Source organism: Streptomyces sp. SM1 (assembly GCF_002910825.1).
Classification (GTDB): domain Bacteria; phylum Actinomycetota; class Actinomycetes; order Streptomycetales; family Streptomycetaceae; genus Streptomyces; species Streptomyces okerensis.
In genome coordinates, this window is record NZ_NEUB01000172.1 from 1 (window position 1) to 1703 (window position 1703).

The 1703-nt window shown below is 70.5% G+C and carries 1 protein-coding gene; it reads left to right on the forward strand.

Annotated elements, in window-relative coordinates; translation table 11 throughout:
- Positions 1-76 precede the first annotated feature (76 nt).
- On the forward strand, positions 77-1477 hold the full coding sequence (cysS, locus tag B9S61_RS03875) for a cysteine--tRNA ligase (RefSeq protein WP_103540921.1): 1401 nt from the start codon (positions 77-79) through the stop codon (positions 1475-1477).
- Positions 1478-1703 lie beyond the last annotated feature (226 nt).

The following is a 1703-nucleotide window of genomic DNA, read 5'->3' on the forward strand; positions in this document are numbered from 1 at the left end:
CCGGTGCCCGGGAACCGCCCGGCCGCCGGACGGCACCACGCACCGCGCACACCGTCGCGCCTACTACCCTGGTGTCGTGACTATTCGCCTGTACGACACCAGCGCCCGGCAGATCCGTGACTTCTCCCCGCTCCAGCCGGGTTGCGTCTCGATCTACCTGTGTGGTGCCACCGTGCAGGCGGCGCCCCACATCGGGCACATCCGCTCGGGGCTGAACTTCGACATCATGCGCCGCTGGTTCGAGTACCGCGGCCTGGAGGTGACGTTCGTCCGCAACGTCACCGACATCGACGACAAGATCATCGCCAAGTCCGCCGAGCAGGGCCGCCCCTGGTGGGCCATCGGCTACGAGAACGAGCGGGCGTTCAACGACGGCTACCGCGCCCTCGGCTGCCTGCCCCCGACCTACGAGCCGCGCGCCACCGGCCACATCACCGAGATGGTCGAGATGATGCGCGGTCTCATCGAGCGCGGGCACGCCTACGAGGCCGAGGGCAACGTGTACTTCGCCGTCGCCTCGTTCCCCGCGTACCTGGAGCTGTCCAACCAGGAACTCGACAACCTGCTCCAGCCCTCCGGCGAGGGCGAGACCGGCAAGCGGGACCCGCGCGACTTCGCGATGTGGAAGGCGGCCAAGCCCGGCGAGCCGAGCTGGGAGACGCCATGGGGCCTCGGGCGTCCCGGCTGGCACCTGGAGTGCTCGGCGATGGCGCACAAGTACCTCGGCAGCGCCTTCGACATCCACGGCGGCGGCCTGGACCTGATCTTCCCGCACCACGACAACGAGATCGCCCAGGCCAAGGCCTACGGTGACGAGTTCGCCCGGTACTGGGTGCACAACGCCTGGGTCACCATGAGCGGCGAGAAGATGTCGAAGTCGCTCGGCAACAGCGTCCTGGTCTCCGAGATGGTCAAGCGCTGGCGGCCCATCGTGCTGCGCTACTACCTGGGCACCCCGCACTACCGGTCGATGATCGAGTACAGCGAGGAGGCCCTGCGCGAGGCCGAGTCCGCGTTCGCGCGGATCGAGGGCTTCGCGCAGCGCGTGACGGAGCTGGCCGGAGGTGCCGTCGAGCCCGCCGGCGAGGTGCCGCCCGTGTTCGCCGAGGCGATGGACGACGACCTGGGCGTCCCGCAGGCGCTCGCCGTCGTGCACACCACCGTCCGGCAGGGCAACAGCGCGCTGGCCGCCGACGACAAGGAGGAGGCCGTCGCGCGTCTCGCCGAGGTCCGCGCCATGCTCGGCGTGCTCGGACTCGACCCGCTGGACCCCCGGTGGGCCGGCGGAAGCGACCACGGCCAGGACCTCCACGGCGTGGTCGACACCCTGGTCCGGATGGTCCTCGACCAGCGCGAGGCCGCGCGGGCGCGCAAGGACTGGCCCACCGCGGACGCCATCCGCGACCAGCTCGGCCAGTCCGGTCTGGTGATCGAGGACGGCCCCCAGGGACCGCGCTGGAGCCTCGGCGCGCGCTGAGCGGTCGGGGCACCCGAAGATCGACTGTGCCGTCCGGCTCTCCGGGCGGCACACTTCATAGGCACACGTCACGGACGAACGCACCACAGCAGTAGCACGCACCACAGCAGTAGCAGGACACCCACGACTTCACGGAGACGGATACCTCATGGCCGCGAACAACCGCCGCATGTCCGGCAAGAAGGGCGCGCAGGTCGGCAGTGGCGGCCAGCGACGCCGGGGCCTC